We start from the raw sequence: 18,732 nt of genomic DNA on the forward strand, positions 1-18,732 counted from the left end.
CAGAGCCAGAGCCAGAGCCAGAGCCAGAGCCAGAGCCAGAGCCAGAGCCAGAGCCAAGAGCGGCAGAAAATTATCAGCTAGAGCCGATGGTTCAATTGGATGAGAGCAAGAGTTTCTATCATACTACCACCGCTGAAATTGAGCTCCCGAATCTGGAAGATGTTGAGCGTCTTTTAAAGCAGCTTGAATCCTCTAATCCAGTTGATGACTTGCAACTTGCGAGTGTGATGGAGCAGAACACGCTCGATATCGCGCAAGCAACTCAAACGCAAGTGGTCGAAGAAGAAATACAAGAGTGGGAACCTGAGCCATATATCGAACCTGTGGTTGAAGAGCCAATTACAACGACGATAGAAACCAGCGTGGCTATGCCTGCCGATGTGACCGAAGAGGTTATCGAGCTAGAGCCAGAGGTTGAGCTTGAAACCCAAGCGGGCGGAGACATTGCGGCGAACTGGACCAGTACCCAGCGTGAGCAAGACTTTCAGGTTCTGTACTTTGATGTTAATGGCGTGACCTTTGCGGTGCCGCTAGATGAATTAGGTGGTATACATCGCTTAGGTGATTTAAACCATCTGATTGGTCGCCCTGAGTGGTACCTAGGTTTGCAGTCTAGTCGCGAAGCTCAATTAGATGTGGTGGATACCGCAAAATGGGTGATGGCTGAAAAATTAGCCAACGACAGTTACAAAGATGAATACCAATACATCGTCATGCTTGGCGCAAGTATGTGGGGGCTCGCTGCGACTCAACTTATGGGTACTGAGCTGCTTAACACAGAAAAAGTGCGTTGGCGCGAGATGGCAGGCAAAAGACCATGGCTTGCCGGTATGGTAAAAGAAAAAATGTGCGCTTTGATCCATGTTGAAGCATTGATCGCTATGCTAAATGCTGGACTTGATGTAAAAGCATTAGACAAATAGAAATGTGCCCTTAAAGGCTTAGAGAGGATAAGGTATGTCTCAAATGAGCGAAGTAGAAGTGAGAAAAGACCAGTCAAATGACGAAGTGCTTCAGTGGGTGACGTTCCAACTTGAAGAAGAAACTTACGGCATTAACGTAATGCAAGTACGTGAAGTACTTCGCTATACGGAAATTGCACCAGTTCCGGGTGCTCCAGACTATGTTCTTGGTATCATCAACCTTCGTGGTAACGTGGTAACTGTGATTGATACACGTTCACGTTTTGGCTTAATGGAAGGCGAAATCACCGATAACACGCGTATCATCGTGATTGAATCTGAGCATCAAGTGATTGGTATTCTTGTTGATAGCGTTGCTGAAGTGGTTTACCTACGTTCATCAGAAATCGACACCACACCAAGCGTGGGTACTGATGAAAGTGCGAAATTTATCCAAGGTGTTAGCAACCGCGATGGCAAGCTACTTATCTTGGTTGATCTAAACAAGCTTCTGTCTGATGAAGAATGGGATGAGATGGCTCACCTATAATGGAAACAGGCTGGATGTTTAATGCTCCCGTATTAGCGGGAGCGATTGCGTTTGTATTACTGGTATTTATTTTTAGCCTGTTTGGGGTTAAAAGAAGCCAGCGACAAGCTGCTGAGCAAGCTCGCCAGCAGCATCGTCATTTAGATCGAGAACTGCAAAAAGCCAACAAACAACTTCTCGAAGTGCGCTCGGTGGTGGTCGGTCTTGGTCAAAAGGTAAGTGAACAAGAAGATATTATTCAACATCTTTTTGAGCGCATTAAAGATCTAGAGCAGGCTGATGGTGATGGACGCCTTTACTCTCGAGCAACTAAGATGGTTCAGCTAGGTGCTGATCTCAATGAGTTGATTGAGGAATGCGAGTTACCAAAAGCGGAAGCTGAGCTAATGATGTCATTACAGAATAAGTTAGCAGGTCGAGAAAAAATTCCACCTCTAGAAGGTATGCCCGAGCAAGCAATCAAGCATCGGCGTAACATGCAGAAATAAAACTTTAAAAGGATGCGATATGCATCCTTTTTTATTGTCTCGCACCTTGAAAATGACCAAATATAAACAAGTGTAAATGGAAGGTGTGAGTTAATGCATAATGTGATTAATTATTAACAACTTCTTACGTAGTTTCGTGACTCGTAAAGCTCATTCACTATGTTGTACAAAAACGCCTGTGTTAATATAAGCGCCTGAGTTTTTATCGTGACTGCCAATGCTAGAAGTAAAACAATTAACTGCTATTCGTGACGAAAGAATTTTGTTCGAGTCCCTGTCTTTTTCAATCGGCAGTGGTGAACTTGTACAGATCGAAGGTCGTAACGGCACAGGAAAGACCACCTTATTACGCATTGTTGCAGGATTAGGCGATCGGGATGACGGTGAAATATTCTGGAATAATGAGAATATTGAAGCTAATCGAGATGCTTATCATCAAGACCTTTTGTTCCTTGGCCATCAAACTGGCGTTAAGCGTGAACTTACCGCTTACGAGAACCTGCGTTTCTATATTTCGATCCATAGCAACCAAGCGGTTGATAAAGAAACTATTTATCAAGCGCTAACGAAAGTGGGGTTAGCGGGGCGTGAAGATGTTCCGGTTGCTCAGCTATCCGCAGGCCAGCAGCGTCGCGTCGCATTGGCGCGTTTATGGTTAAGTAAGCATAAGCTGTGGATCCTTGACGAGCCTTTAACGGCAATCGACAAGCAGGGCGTTAAAGTGCTAGAAGCGCTATTTTTAAGTCATGCAGAGCAGGGTGGGATCGTGGTTTTAACCACCCACCAAGATATGTTCGCTGACAATGCAAAACTTCGCAAAATTAAGTTAGGTGGTTAATCGTGCTGGCTATAATGAATAACATCATCCGTCGCGAGCTACTTATTGCCTACCGACGCCAAGCGGATATCTTCAATCCGTTGTGGTTTTTTATCATTGTTATCACGCTATTTCCGTTAAGTATTGGACCTGAGCCAAATCTATTGGCACGAATTGCGGCGGGGATTGTTTGGGTTGCTGCATTGCTTTCAGCATTGCTTTCGCTGGAACGATTGTTCCGTGATGACTACCAAGATGGTGCTCTCGAACAAATGATGCTAATGCCAATTCCTTTACCCCTTGTGGTGATGTCAAAGGTGATTGCCCATTGGCTGCTGACGGGATTGCCGCTTATCGTTATTAGTCCGCTATTGGCTATTCTACTATCGCTTGATTTTAATACTTGGTTGGCGGTGGTACTTACGCTGCTAGTTGGTACGCCAACACTTAGCTTTATTGGCGCGATAGGTGTGGCACTGACGGTTGGATTGCAAAAGGGTGGGGTGTTATTGAGCTTGTTGATCTTGCCGCTCTACATTCCAATTCTGATATTTGCGACCTCAGCAATTGATGCGGCATCCCTAGGTATGGCGTATAACGGACAACTGGCAATTTTAGGGGCAATGTTTATGGGAGCAATGACCCTGACGCCTTTTGCAATTAGCGCAGCATTACGAGTAAGTGTTAATTAGTTGTTTTTGATCAAGCACGAAATTTTCCCAGAATATAAATTACAACACTAAAAATTTCCAAGGGGTTTACCTTTTGGTATTACGATGAAGTAAAGAGTGAGACCGACAATGTGGAAATGGCTCCATCCATACGCAAAGCCTGAGTCTGCCTATCGCCTGTGCGGTAAGTTGTTACCATGGTTTTCTATTCTAGCCTTTGCCTGCCTTTCAATTGGTACTGTGTGGGGGCTTGCTTTCGCGCCTTCCGACTACCAACAAGGCGATAGCTTCCGAATCATTTATATCCATGTACCTTCAGCCATTTGGTCTATGGGCGTGTATATGTCGATGGCGATTGCCGCGTTTATCGGTCTGGTTTGGCAGATCCGCATTTCGGATATGGCAGCCTTAGCGATGGCACCAATCGGTGCGGTATTTACCTTTATTGCGCTGCTAACTGGTGCAATTTGGGGTAAACCAATGTGGGGTGCTTGGTGGGTTTGGGATGCGCGTCTGACTTCAGAGTTGATCCTTCTGTTCCTTTACCTTGGTGTTATCGCGCTTTACCACGCTTTTGATGATCAAAAAACCGCATCAAAAGCAGCGGGTATTTTAGCTATTGTTGGTGTGGTTAACTTGCCAATCATTCACTTCTCTGTTGAGTGGTGGAACACGCTACACCAAGGCGCAACCATTACTAAGTTCGCCAAACCATCTATTTCGAACGACATGCTTTGGCCGCTGCTGCTGAATATTTTCGGTTTTGCGTTTTTCTTTGGCGCGGTGACGTTAGTGCGTTTACGTAACGAAATCATCAGTAAAGAAAGCCACCGCCCTTGGGTGGTTGATATGTCTTCTCGTCTTACTCAGAGAGGTAACTAAGTATGCATTTTGAATCTTTGAGTGATTTTTTCGCCATGGGCGGCTACGCAGGCTATGTCTGGAGCGCGTTCGGCATTACTTTTTTCGTGATGATTGCTTTGCTTTTAAGTAGTGTGCGTCGTCATAAAGCGCTACTGAACGAAGTTCAGAATAAAGTGGCTCGTCAAGCACGTATTGATGCAGCTAAGAATATGGAGAACACTCTATGAACCCAAGACGTAAAAAGAGGCTCGCAATTGTTCTAGCCATTTTCCTTGGTATTGGTTCCACCATCGGCTTAATGATTTATGCATTAGGGCAGAATATGGACTTGTTCTACACTCCAACCGAGTTAGTGCAAGGTAAACCTGATGGTACTAAACCAGAAGTTGGTCAACGTCTGCGTATTGGCGGTATGGTGACAGTTGGCTCAGTAAAACGTGACTCTGAATCACTTCGTGTTTCGTTCCAACTGCACGATGTGGGTCCAAACGTAACGGTTGTGTATGACGGTATCTTGCCAGACCTTTTCCGTGAAGGTCAGGGTATTGTGGCACAAGGCGTTTTGGTTGATGCGACAACAGTAGAAGCGTTTGAAGTGTTGGCGAAGCATGATGAAGAATACATGCCACCTGAAATTGCTGAAGCAATGGAAAAATCGCACACGCCACTTGAATACACTGAACAACAGAAACAAGGAAGCAGTCAATGATTGCAGAAATCGGTCATTTTGCACTGATCATCTCGCTCGCGATGGCAGTGCTGCTGAGTATCCTGCCCTTGGTAGGTGCTTCCAAAAACAATACGGTATTGATGAATACCGCTCGTCCTCTTTCTTGGGCGATGTTCCTACTGCTTGCACTCTCGTTTGCAATTCTATTGTGGGCGTTTTATAGCAACGACTTTACCCTTAACTATGTAGCCAGCAACTCGAATACGCAGTTGCCTTGGTATTACCGCTTAACCGCGGTTTGGGGGGCGCATGAAGGCTCACTGCTTCTTTGGGTTTTAATCCAAGCTGCGTGGACTGTGGCGGTTGCCTCGTTTAGCCGTGGTATGCCGCAAGAGTCGGTAGCGCGCGTGTTAGCGGTGATGGGTATGATCAGCGTAGGTTTCCTACTGTTTATCATCCTGACATCTAACCCATTCCTACGTACTCTGCCGTTCTTCCCAGTAGATGGCCGTGACTTGAACCCACTACTGCAAGATCCGGGTTTGATCATTCACCCGCCGATGCTGTACATGGGCTACGTTGGTTTCTCGGTTGCCTTCTCATTTGCTATTGCATCATTAATGACCGGTCGTCTAGATACGGCTTGGGCTCGTTGGTCTCGTCCTTGGACAACGGCTGCATGGTTATTCCTAACTCTTGGTATCGCTCTAGGTTCTTGGTGGGCTTACTATGAGCTTGGCTGGGGCGGCTGGTGGTTCTGGGATCCAGTTGAAAACGCATCATTTATGCCTTGGCTAGCGGGTACTGCATTAATGCACTCACTCGCGGTTACCGAAAAACGCGGTACCTTTAAAGCGTGGACAGTATTACTGGCGATTTCAGCGTTTTCATTAAGCTTGCTGGGTACATTCCTTGTTCGTTCAGGCATTCTAGTTTCCGTACACGCGTTTGCTTCAGATCCATCGCGCGGTATGTTTATCCTAGGCTTCCTCGTATTTGTTATCGGTGGTTCACTACTACTATTTGCTGTCAAAGGCGCAACCGTACGTGCACGCGGTAACTTCGAATTGGTATCACGTGAAAACGCACTATTGGCGAACAACATCCTGCTAATGGCGGCATTGGTTGTGGTGCTTGTTGGTACACTATTGCCACTTGTGCACAAACAAATTGGTCTAGGCTCGGTGTCTATCGGTGCACCATTCTTCGACATGCTATTTGCGTGGCTGATGATCCCATTCTCATTTGTATTGGGTATTGGTCCACTGATCCGTTGGAAACGTGACAACCTATCTGATCTAGCTAAACCAATGCTAGTGTCGGGCGTTATCTCAATCGTTCTAGCAGGCCTACTTAACTGGATATTCTCAGATTACTTCGTCTTTATGACCTACCTAGGTTGGTTAATGGCGATGTGGATTGTGGTTATGCACGGCTATGAACTGCATGAGCGTGCGACGCACCGCCACAGCTTCTTTAGCGGTATCTTTAAACTGCCACGTAGCCACTGGGCGATGATGCTTGGTCACATTGGTCTTGCTGTTTCTATCATTGGTATCGCGATGGTGCAAACGCATAGCATTGAGCGTGACGTACGTCTAGCACCAGGCGATAACTTCCAACTTGAAGAGTACAACTTCTACTTCTCAGGTGTGCGCGATAAAGATGGTCCTAACTATGATGGTTACATTGCCGATTTTGAAATCACGCTAGATGGTAAATACATCAATACTCTGCATGCAGAAAAACGTTTCTACCGCACCGCACGTTCGATGATGACTGAAGCGGCGATTGATCGCAGCTTTACGCGTGATCTATACGTGGCGATGGGTGACCGTCTCGATGACAACAAATCTTGGGCGGTACGTATTTACTACAAACCATTTGTAAACTGGATTTGGGCTGGCTCAATTATCATGTCTCTAGGTGGAGCGCTCGCGATCAGCGACAAACGTTACCGCTTTAGAAAGAAAGCTAAGAAGCAGGAGGCATAAATGAACAAGAAACTTTTGTTTATTCCACTAGTGATATTTCTCGGTCTAGTGGCAGTATTTATGACTCAGCTGGTACGTAACTCAGAAGGTGACGACCCAACCAAGCTTGAGTCAGTGCTCGTTGGTAAGCATGTACCAGAATTTCGTCTAGAAGATTTGGCTGAACCAGGCAAACTGTACGATCAAGCTATCTTCAAAGGTGAGCCGCTGCTGCTTAACGTTTGGGCTACGTGGTGTCCAACCTGTTATGCAGAGCATCAGTACTTAAATGAACTGGCGAACGAAGGCGTAAAAATCATTGGTCTTAACTACAAAGATCAGCGTGATAAAGCGGTTGGCTGGCTAAATGATCTAGGCAACCCATACCTGATCAGCCTATTCGATGGTAATGGTATGTTGGGTCTTGATTTGGGCGTGTACGGCGCACCTGAAACTTTCTTAATCGACGCTAACGGCATCATCCGTTATCGCCATGTGGGGGATGTAAACCCACGTAACTGGAAAGAGAAGCTCGAGCCTATGTATCGCGAAATGGTAGCGGAGGCGAAATAATGAAAAAGTGGATTATTGCATTATTCGCAGCAATGACATTTTCGTTGGCGGCGCATGCCACTATCGAGGTGTATGAGTTTGAAACTTTGCAGCAAGAGCAGCAATTTAAAGAACTTGGTAATACCTTGCGCTGCCCAAAATGCCAGAACAACACCATTGCCGACTCAAACGCTGAATTGGCACAAGATCTGCGCCATAAAGTGTATGAAATGACTAAAGATGGCAAATCAAAAGACGAAATCGTTGATTACATGATTGCTCGCTACGGTAATTTCGTGACTTACAATCCGCCATTCACTCTAGCCACCTCTATCCTCTGGTTAGGTCCACTGGCTGTGGTATTACTTGGCTTTAGCGTGATTGTGGTGCGTAGCCGCAAAAACAAGAAAGTGGCGAGCGATGAAAAATGGGATCAAGACAAAGAACAGCGTCTAAAAGCGCTGCTCGATGAAGAAAAGAGCGACGGAGATAAGCAGTAATGACTCTATTTTGGATTGCTTCAATCGTTCTTATCGCTTTCAGTGCACTGTTTATTGCTCTGCCTTTTATTAAGAAGAAAGAGAACAATGATGCGGCACTGCGTGATGAGCTAAACAAAGCGCTGTACAAAGACCGTCTATCTGAGCTTAAAGAAGAAGATGAAGAAGGTCTAGTGGTTAACCAGCAAGAGTTGATTGATGATTTAAAACAATCGCTATTGGATGATATCCCAACAGACAATCAGCAGCAGACAAGTTCACAGCTTAACCCTTGGGCAGTCATTGTGCCGTCTGTGTTAATGACTATCGCGCTCAGCTATGGTCTATACGCGAAATTTGGCGCGGCAGATGATGTTCAGCAATGGCAACAAGTGACTTCTAACTTGCCAGCACTGTCGAAGAAGCTTATGTCGCCAGAAGGGGCGGCATTGAGCGATGACGAAATGCAGGATCTGACGTTGGCGCTGCGTACACGTCTTCATTACGAGCCAAACGATGCCACAGGTTGGCTATTGCTTGGTCGTATTGCACTGGCTAACCGTGATATCGACACCGCCATTGGCGCAATGAACAAAGCGTATCGTCTCAAATCAGAAGATCCAGACATTATGCTGGGCTATGCTCAGGCGTTAATGCTATCGCAAGATGAAGTTGACCAAGACACGGCACGCTCTACGCTGGGCAAACTAGTGCAGCGCAACTTTATGGATGTACGCGTATTCTCGCTATTGGCGTTTGATGCCTACGAGCGTAAAGACTTTGCTGCTGCTATTCGTTACTGGAGCATCATGCAACAGATGATTGGTCCACAAGACGAACGTTATGAAATGCTGGGTCGCAGTATAGAAAATGCGCAGAAACAACTGGGTGTAGAGGGTGCGAACGGTAAGTCGGTTTCCGTTACTATCAATCTAGCGCCTGAAGTTGTCGCTAACCCGCAAGCTGCGTTGATCGTCTCTGTACACAATGCCGATGGTTCGCCAGTGCCAGTAGCTGCCGCTCGATACCCGCTTGGGACATTCCCACGTACTGTGGTGCTTGATGATGGCAATAGTATGATGCAAGGTCAGAAGCTTTCTCAACTTGAAGGCTATGTTGTTCGTGCTCGCATCGATAATGATGGCAACGTGGCAACCAAAGAGGGCGACTGGTACGGAGAGAGTTCTGCCGCTAAAATGGGAGAAGCGGTCGAGGTTGTTGTCAATCAACAGTATTGATACGCAATAGTATTAATACGCATTAAAACTCAGTAAACTAAGGCCGGACATTCACCGGCCTTTTTCATGGAATAATAATAATGAAGAGCCTTAAGCCTAAGGTATGGACATCACTACTATCAGTACTGCTATTAGCAGGGTGCTCAAGCGCACCTGATGGTCAATCTGAGACGAGCATTTCAAACGTCGATGACCCGTTTGAGGGTTTTAACCGCGTTATGTGGGACATCAACTACGACTATCTTGACCCTTATGTCGTACGTCCTGTTTCACTGGCGTATGTTGGCTACACACCACGACCAGTGCGCGTGGGTATTGCGAACTTCTTAAGTAACTTGGATGAACCATCAAGTATGGTTAACAATTTGCTGATGGGTAATGGTGGTAAAGCGTTAGACCATTTTAATCGTTTTTGGATAAACACCACTTTTGGTTTGTTGGGCTTTATTGATATCGCATCCGATGCGGGTATTACTGATCACAACGAGAAGGCGTTAGGTGACGCGATTGGTCATTACGGTGTTGGTAATGGTCCTTATGTGATGGTGCCGGGTTATGGTCCTTGGACAGTGCGTGAAACGGCTGATTTTGCCGACAGCATGTATGTACCCTTATCATTGCTGAACTTCTGGGCTGGGCTTGGCAAATGGGCACTAGAAGGGATGGAGACTCGTGCTTCCTTAGTAACACAAGAAGCGATGCTAGAAAACTCACCGGATCCTTATGCCTTGACTCGTGATGTTTATATTCAGCATCAAGACTTTAAAGCAGAAATTGAGTCTAAGCAGCAAGAGATTGACCACGACGAAGAAGCGTATCTTGATGAGTATCTTGATGAGTTTTAATTAAGGTTTTTCTTAGCGATTAGGTACAAAAAAGGCTTGGGTAACCAAGCCTTTTTGCTATATGTTCGATAAACGTTAGACCAAAGTCTAACGCTTAAGTGTTAAGTTAGAACTTGTAGTTTGCTTGTACACCAACTAGCCAGATGCTACCAGATACTTCGCCTTCGAAATTACCGCCAAATGCGTCTGCTTTTGGATCGCTCTCATGCATCTTAGCATCTTTCGCCATAATGTAAGTAAAACCTGCATCTAGTGATAGTTGCTCTGACCATTGGTAGCCAGCACCGATGCTTAGCCATAGACGATCTGTCTCAGGAATTGTTGCGGTACGGTGCTCTTCATCCACTGCTGATGTATCGTAAGCAATACCTGTGCGCAGTTGCAGTTTGCTGTTGTATTGGTAAGTTGAGCCAACAGCAAAGCGGTAGTTATCTTTCCAGTTTTCTTCTTTGATTAGCTGTGTGCGCTCATCTGCGAACTCAGGAATATCAGCGACTAGCTTTTCAAAGCTGCTCCAATCGGTCCAGTTAAAGCTGGTATGAATTGTTACTTTCTCTGTCAATTGATGGTATGTCGCTAGCTCTGCAGTTGCTGGTAGTGCTAATTGCATTGAACCCGCATACTTTTGTGGAGTAGGGCTCAATGCAATAAGATCAAAACCAGCACCTTTAGCATGACCTTCTAGTTTTAGGTCAACTTCTGATTTATAAGTAAAACCGATGCGGTTTGCTTCATTAACTTGCCACACTGTACCTACTTGCCACCCAAATGCGGTATCGTCACCTTCCATGTATTTTAGCGTTGTACCTGTTGGTAGGGTACCTGTCGCGGTAGCGCCAAAGCTGCCTTCTGCTTGCACATAGCGTAGACCACCACCAATGCTAAGCGCATCAGTTACTTGGTATGCTGCATTCAGATTAGCTTCCATAGAGATAATGCTTGCTTCATTACCATGGTTAGCACCGGCAAACTCTTTGCCTAGGTCTGTTTCCATACCGTAGTTAGTACCAAGAGCAAAACCTAGGGCAAACTTATCGTTGTATTTATGCGAGATATAGAAGTTAGGAATAACCGCATCATGAGCGAAATCTGAAGAAGTCGCTGGTTTAGCACCGTTGTTACTAGTGCCCTCAATATCAATGTTTGGATCAACATAGATAGCGCCAACAGAAACTTGAGTCCCTTCTAGGTGAGTAAGTAGCGCTGGGTTACGCCATTGTGAGCTTGCATTGTCAGCCATTGCTGCTTCGCCTGCGTATGCACGACCAAGACCTGTTGCTGAGTATTCTGCTAGCTGGAAACCAGCTGCGTTAACTGTTGCTGAAGCTGACATTAAACCACATGCCACTGCAAGTGATAGGAGAGACTTGTTTGTTTTCATTGTAATGTTCGCTGAATATGTTTTTTGTGAGAGCGTGAATGTTAAATTTAGAGTAAAAGCTTTAAAAATAAAAAACACTGCTTTTGCTGTTTTTGAATCTTTATTCTAGTTAATGGCTTATTAATAGAATAAAAAACCAGAAAAGTGGTATGACCACTTCATGTTTCAGCTAACGACTGTTTCGCTAATTTTCGAGAAATTTTTACAACTGTACACTCAAAGTGAGCATTTAGGTGTACGCTGAAAGTTTATAAAGCGATGGCGAGTTGAGAAAGTGAGAGTTTGGAAGTGGGAACGCTTCGCTATGGAAGATGGAATACGGAATTTAGGACAAGACCACAAAAAGGGCTGGTAAACCAGCCCTTAGAAGTTTTCTAGCGTTAGCGATTAGAAGCTGCGGCTGTACTGCAGACCAACTAAGATTGCGTTAGCTTTAGTGGTTGCTGACACAGAAGTTAAGCCACCAAGAAGTTGTTCATCTACTTTAACATCGTCACCCATTAGGTAGGTGAAACCAAAGTCGATGTTAGAAGCAGAGTTAATGTGGTAGGTAAAGCCAGTAGAGAACCATTGGCGATCTGAATCTGGAACAGAGATAGAAGTTAAACTATCTTGTGCGCTAGTGTCATACATATAACCAGCACGTAGTGTCCAGTCATTATTTAGGTAGTAAGTACCACCAATCGCATAGTGCCAACCATCTTGCCACTCGTATGGTTTATCATAGCTTGACCCAAGAGGAGAGCCTTGAAGGTTTTCAAATTTGATCTTATCGAAGGCACTCCAACCGATATATTGGATAGAGTAGTGTACCGCGAACTTGGTGTCTTCAATTTTGTGGTAGCCCGAGAATTCAGCCATATCTGGTAGGGGTAGAGTGATCTTCTGACCTTTATCGTCTTCTGCCTCAAACTCTGGGCTGTAACGGTAAGACAAACCAAAGCGGTTATTTTCATCTAGCTCAAAAACGGTACCTACATTGAAACCGACAGCAAAGCCATCAGCTTTATCTACGTCCACAAGTGAAGTTCCTGCGGGAGGAGCAGTTACAGGACCAATAGTACCGCCAGTACCAAAACTTGAACTTGTAACGCGCTTCATTGTGCCTTGACCATAGATCAGATCTAGACCTGCACCAAAGCTCCATTGTTCATTTAGGCGGTATGAACCAGCTAAGCCAAAGTTAAAGCTTTTAACATCGGTCAATCCGCCGTATTCGGCTGCGATGTAGTCGTCAGAGAATTCAGTTTTAGTACCAAAGTTAGAGTAAGCGTTTACACCCCATGCAAACTTATCGTTTACAGGCACGATAAGGTGGATATTTGGCGCAATAGAGGTAGAGCCTACATCATCAGTGTCTGGAACATCTTTTACAGCAGTACCGCCGCCAAAGGCTGGCGCTAGTGCATTGGTGTAAGTTGCATCTTTTACTTCAATCATTGAAGTGATGCTTTCAAAACCTAGCGATAGCTCCATTTTGTCAAATAGAGCCATAGCTGCTGGGTTACGTGCCATTACTGATGCGTTATCTGCGATAACTGCGTCACCGGCGAATGCACGACCGATACCGGTTGCTGATTGTGCGTTAAGCTGGAAACCAGCGGCGAGAGCTTGTTGCGATGCAAGTGTTACTGTTGAAACGGTCACTGCTAACAGTGTTTTTTTAAACAGACGCGTTTTATTCATTGTGCTTTTTCCTTTTTAGTCGCCTCTTATGGGCGCTGTTTTTTGAGCTTTTGCTCAGTTGTGGCTGATACTATTCCGAAGTATAGAATATAGAAATCCGACCATTGTCTAATTTGATGATAAAATTGCGGAAATGATGGCTATCAGTCAGGAAAATGCTGCAAAATGCGTCTTTTTAGAGTCTATACTCTAAATTTGTGCTAAAAAATGAGCCCTAGTGGATTACTAGAGCTCATTCAGTTAGATAGCAACTGGTTGGATAAGTTGTTTTATAGAATTGGCGATGTTCGCGACATTTTCGCCTTTCTCGCCAACTATAACTAAACTCGCATTGCCAACGGGTTCAACCACGCCGTCCATGCCTTGTTTCTGGAAATCCTCGACATGTTGAGAGGGGATATTGGTCATAAACAGAGTCACTTTGCCTTTTTCCCCTTCAAAAACCATATGCAGTGCATTAGCATCACCAAAGCCACAATGGTTAAGGTAGAAAACATGGTAAGGGAACTTTGCGCTAAGTTGATGGGCAAATGGTGCCATTTTTGCGTTTACTTGCTCGGTATTGACGGCTTCATCGAGATGGGCAATAAACGGTTTTTCTGCCATTACATGTTCAATTGCCGTGTCAGCCAAACTTGCTTGCGCAGGGGCGACGACAATATTTCCCCAGTTGATTTGCCCCACTAAGATACCGACGACAAATGCGACTGAAGCTGCCATTGCCATGCTGCGCTTAACAAAGTTTGGTCTCACCACATTGGTTTGGTGTCGAGAGCTTTGATTAAACAGAATACGGTCGGCGAGATCTTCAGGCACATCGACATTCATTGCTTTAGCAATGCGGCTATCAAGGTCGAGTATATCTTCAGCAAACTTGTTGTTGTTTTCGTTGGTACGCATCGCATCGACAATGTCACTGCCCCTTTGTTTCGGGTCGGACATAATACGACGACGGAATTCTAACTCATCCATTGTGCGCTCCTTTATGTTGATCTTCGGACTCCAACATCTCTTTGAGTTGGTTCCGTGCTCTAAATAGCCGTGTCATCACGGTGTTCTTGTTCAGTTCTAGTATCTCGCCGATCTCGTCGCCGCTGAATCCACCAACCACTTGTAAGAACAGAGGTTCGCGGTACTCGACTTCAAGTCTCATTATCTGCGCGTGAATCCATTCGCTTTGATGATGTGAATCATCGCTGACTTTGGCTTCATTAGCGTGATCGTCGATATCAACTAAATCAAATTGTTTGCGTTCAAAGCGTCGCGCATTCTCGCGGCGTAATATAGTGATTAGCCACGACTTTGCTGCTTTTTCATCTTGCAAGCTATCGAGAGACTTCCAAGCCCTTAGGCAGGTCTCTTGCACTAAATCTTCAGCAATCGTCGGATCTTTGCATAGCCAATAAGCGTAACGATACAAATCGCGGTGATACGCTCTCACTAGCGCTTCATATTTTCTTTGTCTGTCCATATCAGAATCGACCGGACGTTTGGACTTTTTCTTTCCAAAAAGATCTAAGATGGCCACAAAAGCCTCCCAAACTTAGTTCGTAATCAGGAGCAGCATGCTTAAAAATGTAATAAAACCGTCATAAAAAAGGGGTTTTCAGTTAATGAAAACGTTTACCTGAGTAATAAGGTCAGAAATCGAATGAAAAATTGATCTAATTCAAAAACCATCACAACTCAGCGGTTATAGTACATCTTGTCATCTAGTTAGTGCTTGCACTAACAAGTTGAGCAAGATGACACTTCCTTTTGAAGGCTGACTTTACTTTCTCCTAATCAGGAAACTGATTATTTTCAATTGGCGTGAGTTAATTGCTTTATACATTCCAACCACACAGATTTGTGTGGTTTTTTTTTGCCTGTCATCTATACCTTTGTACAAATCACGATCTAACTATAGTGAATTCTTCTTTAGGCACAACCTTAATATTCATCCACTTAGCGAAAATTACTAACCGTAAATCACGTTTATTCAAACATACGTTTGAATGATTTAACAAAATGGTTACAATATTTCTGGTCAGACCTCTTATAAATTTTAAGGAGAAACAATGGGCAAGCAGGACGTTACTACTCGCTCAGGAGAGCGAGTTGCCATCGTTGCAGGGTTAAGAACACCCTTTGCAAGGCAAAGTACCGAGTTTGGTCAAGTGCCGGCGGTAGACTTGGGTAAGATGGTGGTCAGTGAAATGCTTACACGCACTGACATTGATCCAAAGCTGATTGAGCAGGTGGTGTTTGGGCAAGTAGTGCAAATGCCAGAAGCGCCGAATATTGCGCGTGAGATTGTGTTAGGTACTGGCATGCACATCCACACCGATGCTTACAGCGTGACGCGAGCTTGTGCGACCAGTTTTCAAGCCGCGGTTAACGTGACAGAAAGCATTATGGCAGGCGCAATTGATGTTGGTATTGCTGGTGGTGCTGATTCTTCGTCAGTTTTACCTATTGGTGTGTCGAAAAAATTGGCGGCAAACCTATTGGCGTTAAGTAAAGCCAAAACCATGACGCAAAAGCTCAAGATCATTAAAAATCTCTCCTTAAAAGATCTAATGCCAGTTCCACCTGCCGTTGCTGAATACTCGACCGGGTTATCAATGGGGCAAACCGCAGAGCAAATGGCGAAAAGTCACGGTATTACCCGCACAGAGCAAGATGCGTTAGCCCATCGCTCCCATACGCTTGCATCGCAAGCTTGGAAAGAGGGTAAGATTTCTGCTGAAGTGATGACGGCATTCCCTGAACCTTATAAAAAATGGTTAGCAGAAGATAACAATATTCGTCACGACTCAACGTTAGAAAGTTACGCCAAACTCAGACCTGCCTTTGATCGCCAATTCGGCAGCGTAACTGCTGCGAACAGTACTCCGCTTACTGATGGTGCGGCGGCTGTGATGCTTATGCGTGAAGGCAAAGCAAAAGAACTTGGTTTAGATATCTTAGGTTACATCCGCTCTTACGCTTTCTCTGCGATTGGCGTTGAAAAAGATATGTTGATGGGACCATCTTACGCGACTCCTCTTGCGCTTGACCGCGCGGGGGTAAGCTTGAGTGATTTAACCCTAATCGATATGCATGAAGCCTTTGCTGCGCAAGCGCTCTCTAATGTGAAGATGTTCGCTAGCGATAAGTTCGCGCAAGAAAAACTTGGGCGAAGTAAAGCGATTGGTGAGATCGATATGGACAAGTTTAATGTATTGGGTGGCTCAATTGCTTATGGGCACCCGTTTGCAGCAACTGGCGCACGGATGATGACGCAAACATTGCATGAGCTAAAACGTCGTGGCGGCGGCTTAGCATTGAATACCGCTTGTGCCGCTGGTGGTTTAGGTGCAGCGATGATTTTGGAGGTTGAGTAATGACGGACGCTAAAGCATTCAATCTAACCATTGATGAACAGAAGATCGCATGGCTGTGCATTGATGTTCCAAATGAAAAGATGAACACACTACAAGCGGCATTTGCCTCGGATATGGAGCAAGTGTTCGCTGAAATTGAGCAAGACAAGTCGACAATCAAAGGCTTAATCCTTCATTCGGGTAAGCCTGATAATTTCGTTGCAGGTGCCGATGTGCGCATGTTGGATGCGTGTCGCACCAGTGAAGAAGCGCAGGCTTTAGCGCAAAAGGGACAAGAGATGTTCCAAAAGCTTGCCGATCTGCCTTTTCCTGTAGTTGCAGCGATTCATGGTCCTTGCTTGGGCGGCGGTCTAGAATTGGCGCTCGCGTGTGATTATCGTGTCTGTAGTGACGATGATAAAACCCGCATTGGTTTGCCAGAGGTGCAACTGGGTTTGTTACCTGGCTCAGGCGGTACTCAGCGTTTGCCGCGTTTAATCGGTTTGTTGCCATCACTTGATATGATCCTCACGGGAAAACAGCTGCGCGCGAAGAAAGCGAAAAAGCTTGGCGTGGTCGATGCTTGTGTGCCGCAGACAATTTTGCTGGATGTGGCCAAGCAGCTGCTTGAAAAAAATAAGAAAGCCAAGCATAAGTCTTCAACTAAAGAGAAGTTGATGGCAAATACCGGCTTGGGGCGCAAAGTTATCTTTGAGCAAGCTGCTAAGAAAACTGATCAAAAAGCGCGTGGTAACTATCCGGCGACCTCGGCTATTTTAGATGTGATTCGCTATGGCTTGGAGAAAGGTCTCAGCAAAGGCTTAGAATACGAAGCCAAGCGATTTGGTGAGCTGGTGATGACGCCAGAATCAAAAGCGCTACGTTCGATTTTCTTTGCCACCACAGAGATGAAAAAAGAACACGGTGGTGATGCTGAGCCGCTTGCGGTTAAACGTGTCGGCGTGCTCGGTGGCGGTCTAATGGGTGCGGGTATCGCTCATGTTTCAGTTGCTAAAGCCAAGCTACCGGTGCGAATTAAAGATGTCAGTAATGATGGCGTACTTAACGCACTCAATTACAACTACAAGTTATTTGATAAGCAGCGCAAGCGCCGCATTGTCAGCAAAGCGCAGTTGCAAGCTAAGATGAATCAGATTTCGGGCGGTACAGATTTCACCACTTTTAACCAGTTAGACGTGGTGATTGAAGCGGTATTTGAAGATCTCGATCTTAAGCAGCAGATGGTGGCTGATATTGAGCTACATGGCAAAGCGCAAACCATCTTTGCTACCAACACTTCGTCATTGCCGATTGGGCAAATCGCAGAAAAAGCAGCAAGACCAGAAAACGTGGTGGGTTTGCACTACTTTAGCCCAGTGGAAAAGATGCCTTTGGTAGAAGTGATTCCTCACCAAGGAACGTCGGACCAAACCATCTCAACCGTGGTTGAGCTGGCACGCAAACAGGGCAAAACCCCAATCGTGGTCAAAGACCAAGCGGGTTTTTATGTAAACCGCATTCTTGCTCCTTATATGAATGAAGCCGCGCATGTTCTGCTAACTGGTGAGCCAATTGAGCAACTCGATAATGCACTGTTAAATGCAGGCTTCCCGGTTGGTCCTATTACATTGTTGGATGAAGTCGGCGTCGATATTGGCGCGAAGATTATGCCCATCATGGTCAAAGAGCTTGGACCTCGTTTCCAAGGTCCTGATGTGTTCGATACCCTGTTAAACGATGGGCGTAAAGGGCGCAAGAGCGGCAAAGGTTTTTACACCTACAAGGGCAAAGAGAAGAAAGTCGATAAGACGGTGTATCAGCTACTGAACTTAAAGCCAGAGGCGAAATTGGCAGAAGCAGAAATTGCGATGCGTTGTATTTTGCCAATGCTAAACGAAGCAGTGCGCTGTCTTGACGAGGGGATCATTCGCTCGGCGCGTGATGGCGATATCGGTGCAATCTTTGGTATTGGATTCCCTCCATTCTTAGGTGGTCCGTTCCGTTATATGGACCAAATTGGTATTGCCAAGTTGGTTGAGATGATGAACGAGCATGCTGCGAAATATGGTGATCGATTTGCACCATGTGACGGATTACTCACTCGTGCTAGTGTCGGAGAGTCATTCTATCCGAGCGAATCTTAGGTCGAAGTGATTTCTCCGCAATCATCACAAAATATCGGTGGGCTTAATAGCCCACCTTTTTTGTATAAAATGACGCTAAGTTTATAGTTTTGTTAAAAAATGTGAGTTTGCTAACTAATGCAGCC

19 protein-coding genes are annotated in these 18,732 nt (G+C 45.4%); 15 read left to right on the plus strand and 4 right to left on the minus strand.

Annotation, left to right across the window (positions count from 1 at the left end; genetic code table 11):
• From DPF93_RS05775 to DPF93_RS05835, 13 genes are all read left to right on the plus strand, one after another.
• Positions 1–923: chemotaxis protein CheW (locus DPF93_RS05775; protein WP_164675320.1), on the plus strand; the 923-nt coding region annotated here is incomplete at its 5' end.
• Positions 924–957: 34 nt separating this feature from the next.
• Positions 958–1,452, plus strand: coding sequence for a chemotaxis protein CheW (locus DPF93_RS05780; RefSeq protein ID WP_114765268.1), 495 nt, complete (start codon positions 958–960; stop codon positions 1,450–1,452).
• Entirely contained in the window at positions 1,452–1,940 is a 489-nt protein-coding gene (locus tag DPF93_RS05785) for a DUF2802 domain-containing protein (protein WP_114765269.1), read from the plus strand. Before DPF93_RS05780 ends, DPF93_RS05785 begins: the two co-directional genes overlap by 1 nt.
• Positions 1,941–2,157: 217 nt before the next feature.
• Positions 2,158–2,778, plus strand: a complete 621-nt coding sequence (ccmA, locus tag DPF93_RS05790) for a cytochrome c biogenesis heme-transporting ATPase CcmA (RefSeq protein ID WP_114765270.1) — start codon at positions 2,158–2,160, stop codon at positions 2,776–2,778.
• Positions 2,779–2,792: 14 nt separating this feature from the next.
• A complete protein-coding gene (gene ccmB, locus DPF93_RS05795; protein WP_425275285.1) occupies positions 2,793–3,449 on the plus strand; it encodes a heme exporter protein CcmB in 657 nt (218 codons plus the stop codon).
• 108 nt (positions 3,450–3,557) lie between these two features.
• Positions 3,558–4,310 carry a heme ABC transporter permease gene (locus DPF93_RS05800; protein WP_114765272.1) on the plus strand — a complete coding sequence of 251 codons (753 nt, stop codon included), beginning with the start codon at positions 3,558–3,560 and terminating at the stop codon, positions 4,308–4,310.
• 2 nt (positions 4,311–4,312) lie between these two features.
• The gene (gene ccmD / locus DPF93_RS05805) at positions 4,313–4,519 is read left to right on the plus strand and encodes a heme exporter protein CcmD (protein ID WP_114765273.1); all 207 of its coding nucleotides are present in this window, start codon (positions 4,313–4,315) and stop codon (positions 4,517–4,519) included.
• Positions 4,516–5,001, plus strand: a complete 486-nt coding sequence (gene ccmE / locus DPF93_RS05810; RefSeq protein ID WP_114765274.1) for a cytochrome c maturation protein CcmE — start codon at positions 4,516–4,518, stop codon at positions 4,999–5,001. The genes ccmD and ccmE overlap by 4 nt, the downstream gene beginning before the upstream one ends.
• Complete coding sequence (locus tag DPF93_RS05815) at positions 4,998–6,956, plus strand: heme lyase CcmF/NrfE family subunit (RefSeq protein WP_114765275.1); 1,959 nt, start codon at positions 4,998–5,000, stop codon at positions 6,954–6,956. Before ccmE ends, DPF93_RS05815 begins: the two co-directional genes overlap by 4 nt.
• Positions 6,957–7,508: a DsbE family thiol:disulfide interchange protein gene (locus DPF93_RS05820; protein ID WP_075649811.1), complete on the plus strand. Its 552-nt coding sequence runs from the start codon at positions 6,957–6,959 to the stop codon at positions 7,506–7,508. It begins immediately after the preceding gene.
• Positions 7,508–7,987: a cytochrome c-type biogenesis protein gene (locus DPF93_RS05825; RefSeq protein ID WP_114765276.1), complete on the plus strand. Its 480-nt coding sequence runs from the start codon at positions 7,508–7,510 to the stop codon at positions 7,985–7,987. Before DPF93_RS05820 ends, DPF93_RS05825 begins: the two co-directional genes overlap by 1 nt.
• On the plus strand, positions 7,987–9,204 hold the full coding sequence (ccmI, locus tag DPF93_RS05830; protein WP_114765277.1) for a c-type cytochrome biogenesis protein CcmI: 1,218 nt from the start codon (positions 7,987–7,989) through the stop codon (positions 9,202–9,204). The genes DPF93_RS05825 and ccmI overlap by 1 nt, the downstream gene beginning before the upstream one ends.
• 80 nt (positions 9,205–9,284) lie before the next feature.
• Positions 9,285–10,049, plus strand: coding sequence for an MlaA family lipoprotein (locus tag DPF93_RS05835; RefSeq protein WP_114765278.1), 765 nt, complete (start codon positions 9,285–9,287; stop codon positions 10,047–10,049).
• Positions 10,050–10,155: 106 nt separating this feature from the next.
• Here DPF93_RS05835 and DPF93_RS05840 read toward each other — a convergent pair whose 3' ends face one another.
• The 4 genes from DPF93_RS05840 to DPF93_RS05855 form a co-directional block, all read right to left on the minus strand.
• Complete coding sequence (locus DPF93_RS05840) at positions 10,156–11,430, minus strand: outer membrane protein transport protein (protein WP_114765279.1); 1,275 nt, start codon at positions 11,428–11,430, stop codon at positions 10,156–10,158.
• Between the two features lie 387 nt (positions 11,431–11,817).
• Positions 11,818–13,116, minus strand: coding sequence for an outer membrane protein transport protein (locus DPF93_RS05845; protein ID WP_114765280.1), 1,299 nt, complete (start codon positions 13,114–13,116; stop codon positions 11,818–11,820).
• A 240-nt stretch (positions 13,117–13,356) separates the two neighbouring features.
• Complete coding sequence (locus DPF93_RS05850; RefSeq protein WP_114765281.1) at positions 13,357–14,088, minus strand: DUF3379 domain-containing protein; 732 nt, start codon at positions 14,086–14,088, stop codon at positions 13,357–13,359.
• Positions 14,081–14,587: a sigma-70 family RNA polymerase sigma factor gene (locus tag DPF93_RS05855; protein WP_244204691.1), complete on the minus strand. Its 507-nt coding sequence runs from the start codon at positions 14,585–14,587 to the stop codon at positions 14,081–14,083. Before DPF93_RS05855 ends, DPF93_RS05850 begins: the two co-directional genes overlap by 8 nt.
• Before the next feature lie 589 nt (positions 14,588–15,176).
• On the opposite strand from DPF93_RS05855, the gene fadI reads away from it, so the two are divergent.
• Both fadI and fadJ read left to right on the plus strand, forming a co-directional pair.
• Positions 15,177–16,484: an acetyl-CoA C-acyltransferase FadI gene (gene fadI, locus DPF93_RS05860; RefSeq protein WP_114765283.1), complete on the plus strand. Its 1,308-nt coding sequence runs from the start codon at positions 15,177–15,179 to the stop codon at positions 16,482–16,484.
• Entirely contained in the window at positions 16,484–18,607 is a 2,124-nt protein-coding gene (fadJ, locus tag DPF93_RS05865) for a fatty acid oxidation complex subunit alpha FadJ (protein ID WP_114765284.1), read from the plus strand. Before fadI ends, fadJ begins: the two co-directional genes overlap by 1 nt.
• The last annotated feature ends 125 nt before the right edge of the window (positions 18,608–18,732 follow it).

Source organism: Vibrio rhodolitus (assembly GCF_003350325.1).
In the GTDB taxonomy this organism is placed as follows: Bacteria; Pseudomonadota; Gammaproteobacteria; order Enterobacterales; family Vibrionaceae; genus Vibrio; species Vibrio rhodolitus.